The organism is Streptomyces sp. NPDC029836 (genome assembly GCF_055574495.1).
Genome location: NZ_JBVHZI010000008.1, coordinates 117,188 through 135,851, shown reverse-complemented (window position 1 = coordinate 135,851; position 18,664 = coordinate 117,188). Strand labels below are relative to the sequence as shown.

The 18,664-nt window shown below is 73.2% G+C and carries 12 protein-coding genes and 1 riboswitch; of the genes, 4 read left to right on the top strand and 8 right to left on the bottom strand.

Annotated elements, in window-relative coordinates:
* Positions 1-12 precede the first annotated feature (12 nt).
* The gene (locus ACZ4XJ_RS23260) at positions 13-2,823 is read right to left on the bottom strand and encodes a bifunctional acetate--CoA ligase family protein/GNAT family N-acetyltransferase (RefSeq protein WP_468497206.1); all 2,811 of its coding nucleotides are present in this window, start codon (positions 2,821-2,823) and stop codon (positions 13-15) included.
* 197 nt (positions 2,824-3,020) lie between these two features.
* Between ACZ4XJ_RS23260 and ACZ4XJ_RS23255 the strand changes: the two genes are divergently transcribed.
* Positions 3,021-3,302 (top strand): HPr family phosphocarrier protein, encoded by a 282-nt coding sequence (locus ACZ4XJ_RS23255; protein ID WP_362877988.1) that lies wholly within the window; start codon positions 3,021-3,023, stop codon positions 3,300-3,302.
* A gap of 227 nt (positions 3,303-3,529) precedes the next feature.
* On the opposite strand, the gene ACZ4XJ_RS23250 is transcribed toward ACZ4XJ_RS23255, so the two are convergent.
* The 4 genes from ACZ4XJ_RS23250 to ACZ4XJ_RS23235 all read right to left on the bottom strand — a co-directional run bounded on the left by ACZ4XJ_RS23250 (position 3,530) and on the right by ACZ4XJ_RS23235 (position 8,416).
* Positions 3,530-4,195 carry a GntR family transcriptional regulator gene (locus ACZ4XJ_RS23250; RefSeq protein ID WP_468497205.1) on the bottom strand — a complete coding sequence of 222 codons (666 nt, stop codon included), beginning with the start codon at positions 4,193-4,195 and terminating at the stop codon, positions 3,530-3,532.
* Between the two features lie 263 nt (positions 4,196-4,458).
* The gene (locus tag ACZ4XJ_RS23245; protein ID WP_468497204.1) at positions 4,459-5,268 is read right to left on the bottom strand and encodes a M23 family metallopeptidase; all 810 of its coding nucleotides are present in this window, start codon (positions 5,266-5,268) and stop codon (positions 4,459-4,461) included.
* Between the two features lie 12 nt (positions 5,269-5,280).
* A riboswitch (cyclic di-AMP (ydaO/yuaA leader) is annotated at positions 5,281-5,437 on the bottom strand.
* Between the two features lie 238 nt (positions 5,438-5,675).
* Positions 5,676-7,043, bottom strand: a complete 1,368-nt coding sequence (locus ACZ4XJ_RS23240) for a M16 family metallopeptidase (RefSeq protein ID WP_468497323.1) — start codon at positions 7,041-7,043, stop codon at positions 5,676-5,678.
* A gap of 20 nt (positions 7,044-7,063) precedes the next feature.
* Complete coding sequence (locus ACZ4XJ_RS23235; protein WP_362877985.1) at positions 7,064-8,416, bottom strand: M16 family metallopeptidase; 1,353 nt, start codon at positions 8,414-8,416, stop codon at positions 7,064-7,066.
* A gap of 263 nt (positions 8,417-8,679) precedes the next feature.
* Here ACZ4XJ_RS23235 and ACZ4XJ_RS23230 point away from each other — a divergent pair, with 263 nt between their 5' ends.
* Together ACZ4XJ_RS23230 and ACZ4XJ_RS23225 are read left to right on the top strand one after the other, a co-directional pair.
* Complete coding sequence (locus tag ACZ4XJ_RS23230; RefSeq protein WP_362877984.1) at positions 8,680-11,136, top strand: DNA gyrase/topoisomerase IV subunit A; 2,457 nt, start codon at positions 8,680-8,682, stop codon at positions 11,134-11,136.
* A gap of 107 nt (positions 11,137-11,243) precedes the next feature.
* Entirely contained in the window at positions 11,244-13,364 is a 2,121-nt protein-coding gene (locus tag ACZ4XJ_RS23225) for a restriction endonuclease (protein WP_468497203.1), read from the top strand.
* Here the strand turns inward: ACZ4XJ_RS23225 and ACZ4XJ_RS23220 are convergent.
* Positions 13,361-14,485 carry a CobW family GTP-binding protein gene (locus tag ACZ4XJ_RS23220; protein WP_468497202.1) on the bottom strand — a complete coding sequence of 375 codons (1,125 nt, stop codon included), beginning with the start codon at positions 14,483-14,485 and terminating at the stop codon, positions 13,361-13,363. The genes ACZ4XJ_RS23225 and ACZ4XJ_RS23220 overlap by 4 nt on opposite strands.
* 41 nt (positions 14,486-14,526) lie before the next feature.
* On the bottom strand, positions 14,527-15,678 hold the full coding sequence (locus ACZ4XJ_RS23215; protein ID WP_468497201.1) for a citrate synthase: 1,152 nt from the start codon (positions 15,676-15,678) through the stop codon (positions 14,527-14,529).
* Between the two features lie 70 nt (positions 15,679-15,748).
* On the opposite strand from ACZ4XJ_RS23215, the gene ACZ4XJ_RS23210 reads away from it, so the two are divergent.
* The gene (locus ACZ4XJ_RS23210) at positions 15,749-16,984 is read left to right on the top strand and encodes a citrate synthase (RefSeq protein ID WP_468497200.1); all 1,236 of its coding nucleotides are present in this window, start codon (positions 15,749-15,751) and stop codon (positions 16,982-16,984) included.
* A 39-nt stretch (positions 16,985-17,023) separates the two neighbouring features.
* Here ACZ4XJ_RS23210 and ACZ4XJ_RS23205 read toward each other — a convergent pair whose 3' ends face one another.
* Positions 17,024-18,631, bottom strand: a complete 1,608-nt coding sequence (locus ACZ4XJ_RS23205; protein ID WP_362877979.1) for a glycoside hydrolase family 13 protein — start codon at positions 18,629-18,631, stop codon at positions 17,024-17,026.
* Positions 18,632-18,664: the final 33 nt, after the last annotated feature.

Genomic DNA, 18,664 nt, shown 5'->3' with positions numbered 1-18,664 from the left:
CCTGCCCGGCGCTCAGTAGCTGGGCAGGGTGCGCGGGCCGAGGTCGCTGCGGGCGGGCGGGTGGGCGACGCGGACGGTGGCGCTCAGCACGGAGAGGCCCTCGGTGGCGACGACGACCGGCTCCAGGGAAACCCCGACGACCTCGGGGTGGTCGTCGACGAGTCGGGACAGCCGGAGCAGGAGTTCCTCCAGGGCGCGGGTGTCGACGGGGTCGCTGCCGCGCCAGCCGAAGAGCAGCGGGGCGGTGCGGATGGAGCGGATCAGCGCGGCCGCGTCCCGGTCGGTGGCCGGAACCAGCCGGTGGGCGGTGTCGCCGAGCAGCTCGGAGGCGACGCCGGCGAGTCCGAAGGTGAGGACGGCGCCCCCGACGGGGTCGATGACCGAGCGGACGACGGTGTCCACGCCGCGCGGCACCATCGTCTGGACCACGGGGAGCAGCTCGGCGGGCTTGCCGAGGGTGTCGGTGAGTTCCTCGTACGAGCGCCGCAGCTCGGCTTCGGTGGTGAGGTCCAGGCGTACGCCGCCCAGGTCGGCCCGGTGGCGCAGGTGCGGGGCGGTGGTCTTGAGGGCGACGGGGTACCCGAGGACGCGGGCCGCTCGGGCGGCGGCGTCGGGGGTGGGGGCGGGCAGGACGGGCAGGACGCGGATGCCGTAGCGGCCGAGGAGGTCGCGCCCGTCGGCTTCGTCCAGGGTGGCGACGGAGGCCGGGGCGACGTCCGCGAGGAGGCGGGCGAGCAGGCCGGCGGCCCCGGCTTCGTCGATGTCCTCGTACTCGGGGACCTGGCCGCCCTCGGCGTTGGCGCGGCGCCACTGGCCGTAGCGGACGGCTTCGGCGAGGGCCTTCACGGCCCGTTCGGCGGCGGGGTAGGTCGGGATCGGGCCGGTGCGGGGGGTCGGGGTTTCGGCGTCGGGGGCCGGGCCCGGGTCGGGGGTGCCCGGCGCGGTCCACGCGGGGCCGCGCGGGGCGGCGGCGGTCGGGGAGGTGGCCCGCGCGGCGGACAGGGCCTCCACCAGGGCGCCGAGTTCCACGTGGACCACCGCGACGGGCTTGCCCGGCGTCTGGGCGGCGGCCTCGCGCAGGGCGGCGGCGAGGTCGTCGGCCAGGGCCTGCTCGCCCACCCCGGGGATGGCCGTGACGATGACGGCGTCGTGGTCGGGCGAGGCCAGGGCCGTGGCCAGGGCGGCGCGGAAGTCGGCGGGGTCGGCGGCGGTGGTCAGGTCGAGCGGGGGGCGCGGGCGCAGCCCCTCCGTCAGGCAGGCGTCGTAGGTGAGGACGCCGAGGGACTCGGAGTTCCCGAGGATCGCCACCCGGGGGCCGGCCGGGACCGGTTGCCCGGCGAGCAGCAGGCCGACGTCGACCAGCTCGGTGACGGTGTCGACCCGGATGACGCCGGCCTGCCGCAGCAGCTCGGAGACGGTGCTGTCGGTGAGCCGCGTACCGGGGACGACGTGGCCGGCCGGGGTGTGGCGGCCGCCACGGGCGACGACGACGGGTTTGACGGCGGAGGTGCGGCGCGCGAGGCGGGTGAACTTGCGCGGGTTGCCGAGGGTTTCCAGGTAGAGCAGGGCCACATCGGTGGCCTCGTCGTCGTACCAGTACTGGAGGATGTCGTTGCCGGAGACGTCGGCCCGGTTCCCGGCGGAGATGAAGGACGACAGGCCGCCGCCGCGCCGGAGCAGTCCGGCCAGCAGCGCGATCCCGATGGCTCCGGACTGGGTGAACAGGCCGATGCGGCCGCGGGCGGTGGGGCCGGGGGCCAGGGATGCGTTCAGCTCGACCTCGGGGGCGGTGTTGATCACCCCGAAGGCGTTGGGGCCGATCAGCCGCATCCCGTACGAGCGCACCTGCCGCACGAGTTCGCGCTGGCGGGCCAGGCCGAGCGGGCCGCTCTCCCCGTAGCCGGCGGAGAGCACGACCAGGCCCTGCACCCCGTGTTCGCCGCAGCGGGCGACGGCGTCCGGGACCCGTTCGGCGGGGACGGCGATCACGGCGAGGTCGACGGGCGCGCCGATGTCCGCGACGGTGCGGTAGGCCCGTACGCCGTCCAGCAGGTCCCCCTCGATGCCGGGGGCGCGGGCTTCGTTGACGGCGTAGAGGTGCCCGTGGAAGCCGCCGTCGCGCAGGTTGCGCAGGGCCGCCGCGCCGACGCCCGAGCCGGAGCGGCTGACCCCGATGACGGCGACCGAGCCGGGGGACAACAGTCGCTGGACGGAGCGGGCCTCGGCGCGCTGTTCGCGGGCGCGCTGCACGGCGAGGGATTCGGCGGTGGGTTCGAGGTCGAGGGTGAGGTGGACGGAGCCGTCCTCGAAGCTGCGCTTCTGCTGGTAGCCGACGTCCGTGAACACTTTGATCATCTTGTTGTTGGCGGGCAGCACCTCGGCGGCGAACCGCCGGATGCCCCGCTCCCGGGCCACGGCCCCGATGTGCTCCAGGAGCGCGGAGGCCACGCCGCGGCCCTGGTGGGCGTCCTGGACGAGGAAGGCGACCTCGGCCTCGTCGGCCGGGACGGAGGCCGGCCGGCCGTCGGGGCCGATCCGGTCGAAGCGGACGGTGCCGATGAACTCGCCGCCGATGGTCGCCGCGAGGCCGACGCGGTCCACGTAGTCGTGGTGCGTGAAGCGGTGCACGTCGCGGTCGGACAGGCGCGGGTACGGCGCGAAGAAGCGGTAGTACTTCGACTCGTCGGAGACCTGTTCGTAGAAGCTGGTCAGCCGTCCCGCGTCCTCGGTGGTGATGGGACGGATGCGGGCGGTGCCGCCGTCGCGCAGCACGACGTCCGCTTCCCAGTGGGCCGGGTACGAGGGGTCCGACGCGGTCGTCATGGGCTCACCCTAAGGGGCGGACGGGCCGTGCGGACCGGCCCGGACGCGAGCGCGCGGCGAACGCGGCAGTCCGGGGCGAAGCGGTGCAAGCTGGGGAAGGTCGAACGGCGGTGGATCGGGGCCGAAGGCCGGTCCGAGCATTCGGGGCGCCGTGAGAGACTGGTCTAGACAACCGTAAGAACCTGAAGGGCATCACCATGGCAGAGCGCCGCGTCAACGTCGGCTGGGCCGAGGGCCTGCACGCTCGTCCCGCCTCGATCTTCGTCCGGGCGACGACCGCTTCCGGCGTCCCGGTGACCATCGCCAAGGCGGGCGGCGACCCCGTCAACGCCGCTTCCATGCTGGCGGTCCTGGGCCTGGGCGCGCAGGGCGGCGAGGAGATCGTCCTCTCTTCCGAGGCCGAGGGTGCGGACGCCGCCCTGGACCGCCTCGCGAAGCTGGTCGCCGAGGGCCTCGACGAGCTTCCGGAGACCGTCTGACCCTTCGGGTCCGGTACCACCTCGAACGAGCGGCGGAGCCGCAGCCCCCGGTGATCCCGGAGGCTGCGGCTCTTCTGTTTTCGGCCGCGCAGGCGGGAATTCGACGCCGGACGCGAAAGCCGGAATCCCGCGGGAGAAGAATCCGGAATGGGAGCACGAGAAATGCGCGGGACCGTGAACCGGCCGGCGCCGGCAGAATATCCGCTCACCTTTGTATACGGCCCGTGTTAATGCCGGACGCTCGACATGTTTACGGCAGGTTGCGGAGTCCTCACCCGCGGCCGGTGCGCCTCGGCGGCGCGCGCCGCGTGCTGCGCGGTCAGCGTCCGGGCCCGTTCGGCGTCCCCGCGGGCCACCGCGTCGACGATGCCCCCGTGTTCGGCCCAGGACTCCACGGGGCGCGCGGGGGCCTCCACGGTGTACATCCAGGCGATCTTGCGCCGGGTCTGGGTCAGCAGGGCGATCAGGCCCGGGCTGCCGGAGGCCTGGGAGAGGGTTTCGTGGAACCAGCCCCCCAGGTCCCGCAGATCCTCCCCCTGGCCCCTGCGGGCCCGTTCCTGCCCCAGCCGGACCAGCCCGCGCAGCACCTTCAGGTGGGCGTCCGTACGCCGGCGGGCGGCCCGGGAGGCCGCGAGGGGCTCCAGCAGCATCCGTAGCTCCAGGAGGTCGGCCGCCTCCTGTTCGGTGGGCTCCGCCACGCAGGCGCCCGCGTGGCGGCGCGTGGTGACGAAGCCCTCGGACTCCAGGGTGCGCAGGGCCTCGCGCACCGGGACGCGGGAGACCCCGTAGCGGCGGGCCAGGACCTCCTCGGTGAGGCGGCCGCCCGGCCCGAAGAAGCCGGAGACGATATCGTCGCGGATCGCTGTGCACACCGCGTGCGCGGGAATTCGCAAGACCGGACCTCCGCGTGAATTCGGCTGCCGGCGCCGTCGCCGGAATCGTGACCGTGTCGCGACTCTATTGCAACACGCGAATATTTCCGAGGACGGCTGGAAATCCGAAACATTTCACGCAGCGGGGAGCGGTGAGGGGTGAGCGGGGCAGCCGACGAGGGCAAGGGCCGGCTTCGCAGGCGAGCCGGCTCCCGGGAACGCGGAAGGCCCCGGCTCGGGGAGCCGGGGCCTTCCGTGGAAGTGGTGGTGCGGTGCCGCTCGGATCAGAGGTTCACGCCGTGCGAGCGCAGGTACGCCAGCGGGTTGATGTCCGAGCCGTACTGGGCACTGGTGCGGGCCTCGAAGTGCAGGTGCACGCCGCTGGAGTTGCCGGTGGTGCCGGCGAGGCCGATCTGCTGGCCCGGGGCGACCTGCTGGCCGGCGGACACGCTCAGCGAGTCCATGTGGCCGTACTGCGTGTAGGTGCCGTCGTTGTGCTTGATGATCACGTTGTTGCCGTACGCGCCGCCCCAGCCGGCCTCGACGACGGTGCCGGCGCCGACGGTGCGGACCGAGGTGCCGAGGGAGGCGTGGAAGTCGATGCCCGTGTGGCTACCGGAGGACCACATCGCGCCGCCCGCACCGTAGGAGGTGCTGACGTAGGAGCCCGCGATGGGCGAGACGTAGGTGTTGAGGCGCTTGCGCTCCTCCTCGCGGGCGACGCGCTCGGCGGTCTCCCGCTCGGACTTCGCCTTGGCCTCGGCGACCTCGGCGACGCGCTTGGCCTCGGAGGCGCGCTGCTTGGCGTCGGCCTCGGCCTGCGCCTGGGCGGCGACGGCGTCGGCGGCGCGCTGCTGCAGATCGGCCTGGGCCACGATGTCGCCCTGGAGGTCGTTCGCGACGACCACCGGGTTCTGGCCGGTGTCCTCCATGGAGGGTCCCGGGTTGTCCGCCGCGAAGGCCGGGGCGGCGAGGGTGCCGACCACGCCCGTGGTGGCGAGGGCGGCTATACCGGCGTAGCCGGCGGTCTTGCGGCTCAGACGGCTGGAGCCGCGGTGCTTGCCGGAGCCGGTGGGACGACTGCCAAACGCCATGAAGGGGGTGGTCCTTTCCTTCCCTCTCGCCTACCGGGTTAGCTGACGGGTTCGGAGCAGGAAGGTCTCCTACGGGCCTCCTCTTGCGAGGCGGTCCGATTCACCCCAGGGACTGTGGGTCCCCGGCTCCCCAGGCTCGCGCCTGACGGGGACTCGGCGATCACTGTTCGGTGCCGCGGGTGCGGCGGGCACAACTGACGAACAGCAGGGCCGACGCTAGGCGGATCATCAGTGGATCGCCAAACACACGAGCACTTTTGTTGCGTACGCCACACCGCATACGAGCAACCAAACCACTAATCGGACAAAAGGGGCCCTGACGGATAATCCATCAGAGCCCCTTCAGAAACGGCCGGTTACCGGTGGAGGGGCGGTCGCCCGCCGCTCGATTCCCGGTCGACCACGGGTCAGTTGGTGACGACGGTTACGGCGCCGATGCCCAGCGCCCGTACGGGCTCCTCGATCTGCGCCGCGTCGCCCACCAACACCGTCACCAGACGGTCCACGGGGAAGGCGCGCACGACCGCCGAAGTCGCCTCCGCCGTACCGGTTTCGGCCAGCCGCGCGTACAACCGCGCCTGGTAGTCGTCCGGCAGCTCCTGCTCGACCTGGTCCGCCAGCGTGCCCGCCACGGAGGACGCCGTCTCGAACTTCAGCGGGGCCACGCCCACCAGGTTCTGCACCGCCACGTCCCGCTCGGCGTCGGTCAGACCGCCCTCCGCGAGGGTGCGCAGCACCTTCCAGAGGTCCTCCAGCGCGGGGCCGGTGTTCGGGGTGTCCACCGAGCCGCTGATGGCGAGCATCGAGGCGCCCTTGCCGTCGGCCGTGGAACGCAGCACCTGACCGAAGGCGCGCACGCCGTACGTGTACCCCTTCTCCTCGCGCAGCACCTTGTCCAGGCGCGAGGTGAGCGTGCCGCCGAGGCAGTACGTGCCGAGCACCTGCGGGGCCCACACGAGGTCGTGGCGGTCCGCGCCGATCCGGCCGATCAGCAACTGCGTCTGGACGGCGCCGGGCCGGTCGACGATGACCACCCGGCCCGTGTCGTCGGCGGTCACCGGGGGCACCGGGCGGGACTCGGCGGTGTTGCCCGTCCAACTGCCCAGCGTGTCGGCCAGGACGGCGTCCAGGTCGATGCCGGTCAGGTCGCCGACGACCACCGCGGTGGCGGTGGCGGGGCGTACGTGGGCCTCGTAGAAGGCGCGGACGGCCGCGGAGTCGATGCGGGCCACCGTCTCCTCGGTGCCCTGGCGCGGTCGGGACATGCGCAGGGAGGCCGGGAACAGCTCCTTGGAGAGCTGCTTGGCCGCGCGCCGCTGCGGGTTGGCCAGCTCGTGCGGGATCTCGTCGAGCCGGTTGCGCACCAGCCGGTCGATCTCGCCGTCGGCGAAGGCGGGCGCGCGCAGCGCCTCGGCGAGCAGGCTCATCGCCTTGTGCAGGCGGGAGGCCGGGACCTCCAGGGAGACCCGCAGGCCGGGGTGGTCGGCATGCGCGTCCAGCGTGGCGCCGCAGCGCTCCAGCTCGGCGGCGAACTCCTCGGCGGAGTGCTTGTCGGTGCCCTCCGACAGGGCGCGGGCCATGATCGTGGCCACCCCGTCGAGGCCCTCGGGCTCCGCGTCCAGCGGGGCCGCGAGGTTGACCTCGACCGCGACCACCTGCTGGCCCGGGCGGTGGCAGCGCAGCACGGTCAGGCCGTTGGGCAGCGCGCCGCGTTCGGGGGCCGGGAAGGCCCACGGCTTGGCCTCGCCGGGCTGGGGCTGCGGGTGGAAGGTCATCGTGACGGCTGCGGTGTCGCTCACTGCTCCGCCCCTTCGTTCTCGGCTTCGTTCGCGTCGGTCTCGTCGTCGGACCCGGCCGGCGGTTCGTAGACCAGGACCGCCCGGTTGTCGGGGCGCAGTCGGGCCGCGGCCACGGCCTGCACCTCCTCGGCGGTGATGTCCAGGACGCGCTGTACGGCGGTCAGGGCGAGCTGGGGGTCGCCGAACAGCACCGCGAAGCGGCACAGTTCGTCGGCCCGGCCGGCCACCGTGCTCAGCCGGTCCAGCCACTCCCGCTCCAGCTGCGCCTGGGCGCGCTCCATCTCCTCGGCCGTGGGGCCCTCGGCGGCGAACCGCGCGAGCTCCTCGTCGACGGCGGCCTCGATGGCGGGCACCTCGACGCCGCTGGAGGTCTTGACGTCCAGCCAGCCCAGCGAGGGCGCGCCGGCGAGCCGCAGCATGCCGAAGCCGGCCGCGACGGCGCTCTGGTCGCGGCGCACGAGGCGGTTGTGCAGCCGGGAGGACTCGCCGCCGCCCAGCACGGTCAGCGCCACGTCGGCGGCGTCGCACTCGCGGGTGCCGTCGTGCGGGAGGCGGTAGGCGGCCATCAGCGCGCGGGCCGGGACCTCCTCGACGATCTCCTCGCGCAGTTGCGCGCCCATGACCTCGGGCAGCGTGCCGTCGCGCGGGGGCTGCTTGCCGTCGTGCGACGGGATGCTCCCGAAGTACTTCTCGACCCAGGCCAGGGTGCGCTCGGGGTCGATGTCGCCGACGACCGACAGGACGGCGTTGTTGGGCGCGTAGTACGTACGGAAGAAGGTGCGCGCGTCCTCCAGGGACGCGGCGTCCAGGTCGGCCATCGAACCGATCGGGGTGTGGTGGTACGGGTGGCCCTCGGGGTAGGCGAGGGCGGTCAACTTCTCGAACGCGGTCCCGTAGGGCACGTTGTCGTAGCGCTGGCGACGCTCGTTCTTGACGACGTCGCGCTGGTTCTCCATGGACTCGTCGTCCAGCGAGGCCAGCAGCGAACCCATCCGGTCCGCCTCCAGCCACAGGGCGAGTTCCAGCTGGTGCGCCGGCATGGTCTCGAAGTAGTTGGTGCGCTCGAAGCTGGTGGTCCCGTTCAGGGAACCGCCGGCGCCCTGGACGAGCTCGAAGTGTCCGTTGCCCGGTACGCTCGCCGAACCCTGGAACATCAGGTGCTCGAAAAGGTGAGCCAAACCGGTCCGCCCCTTGACTTCGTGGCGCGAGCCGACGTCGTACCAGAGGCAGACGGCGGCGACCGGGGTGAGGTGGTCCTCGGACAGCACCACGCGCAGGCCGTTGGCCAGCCGGTGCTCGGTCGCTGTCAGGCCGCCGGAGCCGGCCTGAGCTGTGGCCGTGTGACCCATGGGCATGTGGTCCCTTCGATCGCGATGCAGAGATTTCTGTCAGACCTGCCACTGTATGCAAGCGCGTCGGCCACCGGAGAAGTTCCCGGATGCCGCCTGCGGACTCCGTCCGGGGGACCCCCGGGGTCGGAGTCGGCATTGTCGGCGGCCCGGGCCACAATGGTCCGCGTCGCCCCTGCCGGACCGCCCGGCCGGAACCCGTACGTCCCGTACACCCCGTACACCCCGTACACCCGATTTCTTGGTTAAGGAGCCGCGCAGCGATGGCCCGCCGCAGCACGAAGACCCCGCCGCCGGAGGATTTCGAGGAGAAGATCCTCGACATCGACGTCGTCGACGAAATGCAGGGCTCCTTCCTCGAGTACGCGTACTCGGTGATCTACTCCCGTGCCCTGCCGGACGCCCGGGACGGCATGAAGCCGGTGCACCGGCGCATCGTCTACCAGATGAACGAGATGGGCCTGCGTCCCGACCGCGGCTACGTCAAGTGCGCCCGTGTCGTGGGCGAGGTCATGGGCAAGCTGCACCCGCACGGCGACGCGTCGATCTACGACGCGCTCGTGCGCATGGCGCAGCCCTTCTCGATGCGCCTGCCGCTGGTCGACGGCCACGGCAACTTCGGCTCCCTCGGCAACGACGACCCGCCGGCCGCGATGCGTTACACCGAGTGCCGGATGGCCGACGCCACGTCACTCATGACGGAGTCGATCGACGAGGCCACCGTCGACTTCAACGCCAACTACGACGGCCAGGAACGCGAACCGGTCGTCCTGCCCGCGGCGTACCCGAACCTGCTCGTCAACGGCGCCTCCGGGATCGCCGTCGGCATGGCCACCAACATGGCCCCGCACAACCTGGGCGAGGTCATCGCGGCCGCCCGCCACCTGATCCGTCACCCGGAGGCGGACCTGGAGGCGCTGATGCGCTTCGTGCCGGGTCCCGACCTGCCCACGGGCGGCCGGATCGTCGGGCTCTCCGGCATCAAGGACGCCTACGAGAACGGTCGCGGCACGTTCAAGATCCGCGCGACGGTCGCGGTGGAGGACGTCACCCCGCGCCGCAAGGGTCTCGTCGTCACCGAACTGCCCTTCACGGTGGGCCCCGAGAAGGTCATCGCGAAGATCAAGGACCTGGTCGGTTCGAAGAAGCTCCAGGGCATCGCCGACGTCAAGGACCTCACCGACCGCTCGCACGGCCTGCGCCTGGTCATCGAGATCAAGAACGGCTTCCACCCGGAGGCCGTGCTGCAACAGCTCTACAAGCTGACGCCGATGGAGGAGTCCTTCGGCATCAACAACGTCGCCCTGGTCGACGGCCAGCCGCTGACGCTGGGCCTCAAGGAGCTGTTGGAGGTCTACCTGGACCACCGCTTCGAGGTCGTCCGCCGGCGCAGCGAGTTCCGCCGCACCAAGCGGCGCGACCGGCTGCACCTGGTCGAGGGCCTGCTGGTGGCCCTCATCGACATCGACGAGGTCATCCGGCTGATCCGCGAGAGCGACAACTCCGCGCAGGCCAAGGAGCGGCTGATCGAGCACTTCTCGCTCAGCGAGATCCAGACGCAGTACATCCTCGACACCCCGCTGCGCCGCCTGACCCGCTTCGACCGGATCGAGCTGGAGTCCGAGCGCGACCGCCTCACCGGCGAGATCGACGAGCTGACCGGCATCCTGGATTCGGACGGCGAACTGCGCAAGCTGGTCTCGTCCGAACTGGCCTCGGTGGCGAAGAAGTTCGGTACCGAGCGGCGGACGGTGCTGCTGGAGTCGGCGGGTACGGCCATCGCGGCCGTTCCGCTGGAGGTCGCGGACGACCCGTGCCGCGTGCTGCTGTCCTCCACCGGCCTGCTCGCCCGTACGGCCAACGGCGACCCGCTCCCCGAGGAGGAGGGCGGCGGCCGCGCCAAGCACGACCTGATCGTCTCCCAGGTCGCGGCGACCGCACGGGCCGACGTGGGCGCGGTGACCTCGTACGGTCGACTGCTGCGCCTGTCGGTGATCGACCTGCCGCAGCTGCCGGACACGCACGCCGCGCCGAACCTGGCCGGTGGCGCCCCCGTCTCGGAGTTCCTGTCCGGGCTGGAGGCCGACGAGACGCTGATCTGCCTGACCTCGCTCGACGAGTCCTCCCAGGGGCTGGCCCTGGGCACCGAGCAGGGCGTCGTCAAGCGGGTCGTGCCGGACTACCCGGCGAACAAGGACGAGCTGGAGGTCATCACCCTCAAGGAGGGCGACCGGATCGTCGGCGCGGTCGAGCTGCGCACGGGTGAGGAGGACCTGGTCTTCATCACCGACGACGCCCAGTTGCTGCGCTACCCGGCGGCCCAGGTGCGCCCCCAGGGCCGCCCGGCGGGCGGCATGGCGGGCATCAAGCTCGCCGACAACGCCAAGGTGATCCACTTCTCGGCCGTGGACCCGGCCCGGGACGCCATGGTCTTCACCGTGGCGGGATCGCAGGGGACGCTGGACGACTCGGTGCGCTCCGGCAAGCTCACCCCCTTCGACCAGTACCCGCGCAAGGGTCGGGCCACGGGCGGGGTGCGCTGCCAGCGCTTCCTGAAGGGCGAGGACGTCCTGGTGCTGGCCTGGGCCGGTGGGGCGCCGGTCCGGGCCGCGTCGGCCAACGGCACCCCGGCCGCGCTGCCGGCGGTGGACCCGCGTCGTGACGGCTCGGGGGTGGCGCTGCCGGCGGTCGTCGAAGCCCTCGCGGGGGGCGTGTTGTAGCACGGGCGGGGCGCGGGTTGCGCCGGGTGGGCCGTTGGGCTCACCCCGCACCCCGTGCCCCGACTACTGTTTTCCCCGTACACGCGGGTGGGGGGAGAACACAGCTGATGAGTCGTCGGTCCAGCGGGTTGATCGGGGTGTGGGCCGAGGCCCAACGGCAGCAGCAGCGGGCGCAGCTGATCCAGCAGCGCGAGGCGGAGCGCCGGCAGCGGGCGTACGAACGGGACGTGGCGCGGGGCCGGCGGGAACAGCAGGCCGCTTACAAGCAGCACCGCGAGGCCGAGGCCCGTCGCCGGACGGAAGAGCTCGAAGCCGAGGTGGCGGCCCTGCAGGGGATGTTGGCCGCGGGGTGCCGGGCGCCGGCCTTCGGGATGGCCGCCCTGGTCCGTTCCGAACAGGTGGAGCCGTTCAACCCGGGCACGCTGGCCCATCCGTTGCCCATGCCGCAGCTCCAGCAGTTCCAGCAGCAGAGCGGCGGTTGGGGGCTCGGTGCGGGTCGCCGCGCCCAGGCGGAGCGCGAGGCCCACGACCGCTACACCCAGGCCTGGCAGGCCGCGCACGCCGCGGACCAGCAGCGCCTGCGGCAGCTGGCGGCGTACCGGGAGCAGTACGACCGGTGGGCGGCCGGACAGCTCGCCGACGTGCGCCGCCACAACGGCGGCCTCGCCGAACTGGCCGGCGCGCTGGGCGCCGGCGATGCCGAGGCCGCCGTCGAGTACTTCTCGGCGGCCCTGTACGCCTCCACCGCCTGGCCCGAGGACCTGCCCCGCCAGGTCTCGGCGGCCTACGATCCGGCGGCCCGTCAGTTGGTGCTGGACTGGGAGCTGCCGGGCTTCGCGGTGGTACCGGAGGCGAAGTCGGTGCGGTACCTGCCGAGTACCGACCAGGACAAGGAGACGGCCCGGCCGGCCACGCAGCGCCGGGCGGTGTACCGGGACGTACTGGCCCAGTGCGTGCTGCTGGTGCTGCGCGAGCTGTACGCGGCGGACGAGTTCGGCGCGCTGGACTCGGTGGTGGTCAACGGGTTCGTGGACGACCACGATCCGGTGACGGGACGCGAGGCGCAGATCGTACTGGCCACCGTGCTGGCCTCGCGCACGGCGTTCTCCGGGCTGCGCCTGGAGCAGGTGAGCGCGGTGGACTGCCTGGTGGACGGGTTGCGGGGGCAGTTGTCGGCGCGGCCGGACCAGCTGACGGCGGTACGGGCGGGCCGGGGGCCCGGCGAGGTGGGAAGCGGGGTCGTCCGGCACGGCGGCCACGGCGAGGGCGCCGAGGAGGAGCCCGACCTGTTCTCGATGGACCCGATCGCCTTCGAGAACCTGGTCGGGGAACTGTTCCGGGCGATGGGCATGGAGGCGGTGACGACGCAGCGGTCGGGCGACGGCGGCGTCGACGTCGAGGCGCTGGACCCGGCGCCGATCCGGGGCGGGCGGATCGTCGTACAGGTCAAGCGCTACCGCAACACCGTCCCGCCGACGGCCGTGCGGGACTTGTACGGGACCGTGCAGGACGCGGGGGCGAACAAGGGGGTGCTGGTCACCACCTCGTCCTTCGGACCGGGGTCGTACACCTTCGCCAACGGAAAACCGCTGGAGTTGGTTCCCGGGGTCGAGCTGGTGGACCTGCTGCACCGGTACGGGCTGCGCGGCCGGCTGGGCGACGGCGCTTCCACCGGCCCGACCGCGGCGGCCTCCCGGAGCGTGCCCGCCCAGCGGGCCGCCGCCGAGCCGGAGGCCCTCGCGCCGGACCGCAACGTATTGGGCATGTCGTGGGCGGGGTCCGTCGCGCTGGACGTGTGCGCGCTGGTCTGCGAGGGCGGCCGGGTGCTGAGCGAGGACCACTTCGTGTTCTTCAACAACCCGCGGACCCCGGACGGCGCGGTCCGCTCGCGCCCGCACCGGGGCCCCGACAAGGCCGCCGTGGAGGTCGGCTTCGACGACCTCCCGCAGCGCGCGGACCGCCTGGTCCTGGTCGCCGCGATCGATCCCGAGGTCAATCCGGACGCCGACCTGGCCGGGTTCACCGACGCCCGGATCCGGCTGCTCGGCGCGGCCGGCGAGGAGATCGACCGGCTGGAGGTGTCCGACGGGCGGGCCGGCGAAACCGCGCTGGTGCTGGGCTCCTTCCGGCGGCGGCCGAACGGCGACTGGAAGTTCGTCATCGGCGGGAAGGGCTACCGGGGCGGCCTGGAGGACCTGCTGCGCGAGTACGGCGTGGACGTGGCTTAGGCCGTCTCGGGCGGGTGGAGCCGGTCGGTGTCCGGCTCGTCCGCCGGCTCCTCCCCCGGTTCCGCGGGTCCCTTGCGCGGGACGTACCGCAGCACGCCCCACATGCTCTCCGGCCGGGCGTCCTGCGGGGCCTGCTCGCGGCAGGCCTCCAGCCCGCGCAGCAGGGCCGGTCCGTCGGTGCCGGAGCCGATCAGGACGAGTTGCGTCCGGCGGGGCTCGCCCTTCGGCCAGGGGCCGGGCTCGAAACTCAGGAAGCGGCCGACCGCGTGGACCTCGTAGCGCTCCTCGTGGCCGGGGACGCCGAACCGGACGAAGCCCTTGATCCGGTAGAGGCCGGCGGGGCGGCGGTCGAGGAAGTCCATGAGGCGGCGCGGGGAGAGGGGCTCGTCGGAGGTGAACTCGACGCTCTCGTAGGCGGCGTGCGCGTGGGCCGAGTGGTCGTGGGTGTCCTCGTCCGCCTCGGCCAGCAGGTCCTCGAAGGAGAGCTGGCCGCGGGTCTCCGTCCAGGGCCGGCGGTCGAAGAGCAGTTCCGGGTCGATCCGACCGTGTTCGGTGGCGATCACCGCGGTCCCGGGGGCGCGGAGCGCGTCGAGTTCCGTTTCGATCCGGGTCCGTTCGGCGGCGTCGACCCGGTCGGACTTGTTGAGGACGATCAGGTCGGCGACGGCGAGGTGGCGGTCGGTCTCCGGATGCTTCTCGCGGGTCGCGTCGAACTCGGCCGCGTCCACGACGTGCACCATGCCGCCGTAGCGGACGGCCGGGTTCTCGTTGGCCATCAGCATCCGGACCATCTCCTGCGGCTCCGCGAGCCCGCTGGCCTCGATGACGATCACGTCGATCCGGTGCGCGGGCGCGGTGAGCCGGTCCAGGTAGGCGTCGAGTTCGCTGCCGTCGACCGCGCAGCACAGGCAGCCGCCGCCGAGGGAGACCATCGAGTCGCCGACCTGACCGGCCACGGACATCGCGTCGACCTCGATCGATCCGAAGTCGTTGACGACGACCCCGATCCGGGTTCCTCCCCGGTTGCCGAGGAGGTGGTTGAGCACGGTGGTCTTGCCGGATCCGAGGAATCCGGCGAGGACGACGACGGGGACGGTCCGCTCGGGCTGCCTGCTGTTCACCCGGCCGATGGTAACCAGCAGCCGATGGCCAGCGGGACCGGTCAGCCGAGCAGCGGCACGGGCCGGGGCGGGGTGGGGCCGATGTAGCGGGCGGCCGGGCGGATGATCTTCGAGTCGGCGGCCTGTTCGAGGACGTTCGCGCTCCACCCGACCACGCGCGCGGCGCAGAAGGTCGGGGTGAACATCTCCCGGGGCAGTCCGCACAGTTCCATGACGACCCCCGCGTAGAACTCCACGTTGGTGTGCAGTTCGCGGCCGGGCTTGAGCTCGGCGAGGATCTCCTCCACCTGTCGTTCGACCTCGACGGCGAAGTCCACCAGCGGCCCGCCGAACTGCTGGGCGATCTCGCGCAGCATCCGTGAGCGCGGGTCCTCGGTGCGGTAGACGGGGTGTCCGAAGCCCATGATCCGGTCCCCGGCGAGGACCCGTTCCCGGATCCAGGGCCGGATGCGGTCGACGGTGCCGATGGCGTCGAGGGTGTCCAGGGCGCGGCTGGGGGCGCCGCCGTGCAGCGGTCCGGACAGCGCTCCGATCGCACCGGTCAGGCAGGCGGCGACGTCGGCCCCGGTGGAGGCGATCACGCGGGCGGTGAAGGTGGAGGCGTTGAAGCCGTGGTCGACGGTGGAGATCAGGTACCGCTCGACGGCGCGGGTGCGCACGGGGTCCGGTTCCCGCCCGGTCAGCATCCAGAGGTAGTTGGCCGCGTACGGGAGGTCGTCGCGCGGATCCACCGGTTCCAGGCCCCGGCCGAGTCGGTGCAGGGCGGTGAGCAGGGTGGGTACGGCGGCGCAGGCGGCGAGGGCGTCGGCGGCGCGGCGGTCGGCGTCGAGGTCGAAGACGGGCCGGAAGCCGGCCGAGGCGCCGAGCAGCGAGAGCGCGGTGCGCAGTCCGGCGAGGGGTCCCGAGGCGGCGGTGGCGCGGGCGAGGCCGGGCAGGGCGTCGCGGACGGCGGCGGGCAGCCGGCGCAGCGGGGCGACGCGCGCGGTGAAGGCGGCGCGTTCGGCGGCGTCCGCGGGCAGCGTGCCGTGGAACATCAGGTGCCACACGTCCTCGAAGGTGCGGCCGGCGGCGAGCTCGACGGCCGAGTACTCGCGGTAGTGGTAGAAGCCCTCCTGGCCGCGGACGTCGCCGAGTCGGGTTTCGGTGACGACGACTCCGGCGAGGCCGCGGGGTACTGCGACGGTGGTGTTCATGGATCGACCATCCACCCTTGAATCAATCCTTGTCAATGTTGATCGCATCAATCTGTATAGGCTGTGTGTCATGAACGATGAGCCCGCTGCCAACACCGCGCGCCGCCTCACCACCCAGGAGGCCGCCCGCGCGCTCGGCGTGAAGCCGGCGACCGTGTACGCGTACGTCAGCCGCGGCCAGCTCACCAGCCGCCGCGACCCGGTCGGGCGCGGCAGCACCTTCGACGCGGGCGAGGTGGAGGCCCTGGCCCTGCGCAGCCGGCGCGAGGCGGCGGCTCCGGCCGGGGAGCTCTCCGTACGCACCTCGCTCACCCTGATCGAGGACGACCGGTACTGGTTCCGGGGCGTGGACGCCGTCGAGTTGGCCTCCCGGTATCCGTACGAGGAGGTCGCCGAGTGGCTCTGGACGGGCGGACCGCGGCCCGGCGCCCGCTTCACCGCTCCCCCGGAGGCGCTCGCCGCGGCCCGCCGGGCGGTGGCCGCGCTTCCCGAGCACAGCGGCCCCGTCGACCGGCTGCGGGTGGCGGTGGCCGCCGCCGCGGTGACGGACCCGTTGCGCTTCGACCTGTCCGAGGAGGCCGTACTGGGCTCCGCGCGCTCCCTGGTCCCGACGCTGGCCGGCGCCCTGCCCGAGCTGGGCGCGCCCGCCGGGGACGGCGCACCGGTCGCCCGGGAGCTGTGGTCCCGGCTGACCACGGCGGACCCGGAGCCGCGGGCGCTGGAGGTGCTGGACCTGGCCCTCGGGCTGCTGACCGACCACGACCTCGCCGCCTCGACGCTGGCCGTACGGGTGGCGGCGTCGGCCCGGGCCCATCCGTACGCGGCCGTCTCGGCCGGACTCGGCGCACTGGAGGGACCGCTGCACGGCGCCGCCGGCCGGCTCGCCCACCGGATGCTGGTAGAGGTGCTGGAACGGGGCGGCGCGGCGCCGGTGGTGGCGGAGTACCTGCGGGCGGGACGCCCGGTGCCCGGGCTCGGCCACCGGCTGTACCGCGGCGAGGACCCGCGGGCCGGAGCCCTGTTCGGGCGGTTGGCGGACCTGCCGCAGGCGGCACCGGCGCTCGCCGCGGCGCGGGACGTGACGGCGGTGATGGCCCGGCACGGGCTGCACGCGAACGTGGACCTCGCGCTGGCGGTGCTGACGGTGTCCTGCGGGATGCGCGCCGAGGCCGGGGAGACGGTGTTCGCGGTGGCCCGGACGGCGGGTTGGATCGCGCACGCCTTGGAGGAGTACCAGGAACGGCCGCTGCGGATGCGGCCGAGCGGGCAGTACCAGGGACCCCGCCCGCCGCAGCCGCTGCCGTGACGGGCGGGACCACCGGCCGGGGGCGGTCCGGCTGCGGCGTCAGGTCCGCAGCCAGACCCCCGTGTCCTGCGGGAGCAGCCCCTCGGCGTCGAGGGCGGCGCTGCTCAGCAGGAGTCTCGTACGGGCCGGGAGGGGCACCGGGTCGCGGGAGAGGTTGACCACGCAGAGCAGGCCGTCGGGGCGGGCGAAGGCCAGCACTCCGGGCGGGGCGGGCAGCCAGCGCAGGCCGCCGCCACCGAACCCGGCCGCGTCCCGGCGCAGCCGCAGGGCGGTGCGGTAGAGGGTGAGCATCGACTCCGGATCGCCGTCCTGCCGGTCGGCGGCGTACGTCGCCCAGTGCGCGGGCTGCGGCAGCCAGGGTTCCTGCCAGGGCTCGGCGCTCCAGGGCAGCGGCACCCGGCAGCCGTCGCGGCCGGGGTCGGTGCCGCCGGAGCGGAAGTGCATGGGGTCCTGGATGCGGTCGAGCGGGACGTCGGCCTCGGGCAGGCCCAGTTCCTCGCCCTGGTACAGGTACACGGAGCCGGGCAGGGCGAGGGTCAGCAGGGCGGCGGCGCGTGCCCGTCGGGTGCCGAGCGCCGGGTCGGACGGGATGCCGAACGCCTTCGTGGCGAAGTCGAAGCCCGTGTCGGCGCGGCCGTAGCGGGTGACGGTCCGGGTGACGTCGTGGTTGCACAGCACCCAGGTGGCCGGGGCCCCGACGGGGGCGTGTTCGGCGAGGGTCTCCTCGATGGAGGTGCGCAGCCGCTCGGCGTCCCACGGGCAGCTGAGGAAGGAGAAGTTGAAGGCGGTGTGCAGTTCGTCGGGGCGCAGGTAGCGGGCGAAGCGCTCGGAGTCGGGCAGCCAGACCTCGCCGACGAAGACGGCTCCGTACGCGTCGGCGATCTCCCGCCAGGAGCGGTAGATGGCGTGGAGGTCGTCGCGGTCGATGAAGGGGTGGGGCTCCCCGGTCCAGGGCCCGGCGGGCCTGCCGGCCAGGTCGGGCAGGGCCGGGTCCTTCGCCAGCAGGGCAGCGGAGTCGATCCGTACGCCGGCGACGCCCCGCTCGAACCAGAAGCGGAGCACCTCCTCGTGCTCCCGCCGTACCTCGGGGTGGTCCCAGTTGAGGTCGGGCTGTTGTGGGGTGAACAGGTGCAGGTACCACTCGCCGTCCGGTACGCGGGTCCAGGTGGCGGCGCCGTTGAACTGCGAGGGCCAGTCGCCCGGCGGCAGTTCGCCGTGCTCGCCGCGGCCGGGGCGGAAGTGGAAGAGCTCCCGCTCGGGGCTGCCGGGGCCGGCGTCGAGAGCGGCGCGGAACCAGGCGTGCCGGTCGGACACGTGGTTCGGGACGATGTCGATGATCGTACGGATGCCCAGCGCGCGGGCTTCGGCGATGAGCTTCTCCGCTTCGGCGAGGGTGCCGAAGGCGGGGTCGATGGTGCGGTAGTCGGCGACGTCGTAGCCGCCGTCGGCGAGCGGGGACAGGTACCAGGGCGTGAACCACAGGGCGTCCACCCCCAGTTCGCAGAGGTACGGCAGGCGGGCCCGGACGCCCGCGAGGTCGCCGGTGCCGTCCCCGTCGCCGTCGGCGAAGCTGCGTACGTACACCTGGTAGATGGCCGCGGAGCGCCACCAGTCGGCGTCGCTGTCGGGCAGGGGGAGGTCGGCCACGTCAGGGTCCTTTCACGGCGGGTGCGGGCAACC